The following is a 521-nucleotide window of genomic DNA, read 5'->3' as shown; positions in this document are numbered from 1 at the left end:
GGGTGGTCGAACTGGTGGTTTCGGGCGAAGCCAGGGCCGGGGCAGCCGGTCCCGCGAAGGCGGCTGCCGGGCCGAGCTCGACCGGCGAAAGCACCGAGTTCTGGTCCTTTGCGGGCTTAGCTGGAACGTCCGGGACGGCAGGTTCCGGCGCAGCGAGGGCGGGAGCGGAAGGTGGAACCTGAACAGTTTCGTTGCCGGCGGCCTTCGTCTTCGGGCTTTGCAGGGCGCCGGTGACGACATGGGCGGTGCCCATGGCGAGAACGACGGCGGCCAGCCCGAGCAGGAGCGGACGGCGTCGCTTCTCCATGATCTCCTTGAGCTTGCCGCCCTTGGAGGCGCTGGCTCCGCCGCGCTCGGCTTCCGCCGCAGGAGCAGAGGCTGCGGCTTCAGAGGCAGCCTTTGCCGAACGCCGTGCCGCAGCGATCAGGTTCTGGCGGACCGATTGCGGATCCTGGGCCGTCGGGGGCGGAGTGTCCTGGCGCGGCCGGCCCGAGCCCGGTTCGAGCGGTAGGTCATGGGAT

The 521-nt window shown here is 70.4% G+C and carries 1 pseudogene; it reads right to left on the bottom strand.

Annotated features, from left to right (window positions below):
- A pseudogene (locus tag AB4Y92_RS25470) lies at positions 1-521 on the bottom strand (hypothetical protein); the annotation flags it as partial.

The sequence above is a fragment of the Lysobacter sp. TAB13 genome (assembly GCF_052113885.1).
Classification (GTDB): domain Bacteria; phylum Pseudomonadota; class Gammaproteobacteria; order Xanthomonadales; family Xanthomonadaceae; genus Lysobacter; species Lysobacter gummosus.
Note: the sequence above shows the minus strand (reverse complement) of the source record. Positions and strands in the feature narration are given on the sequence as shown.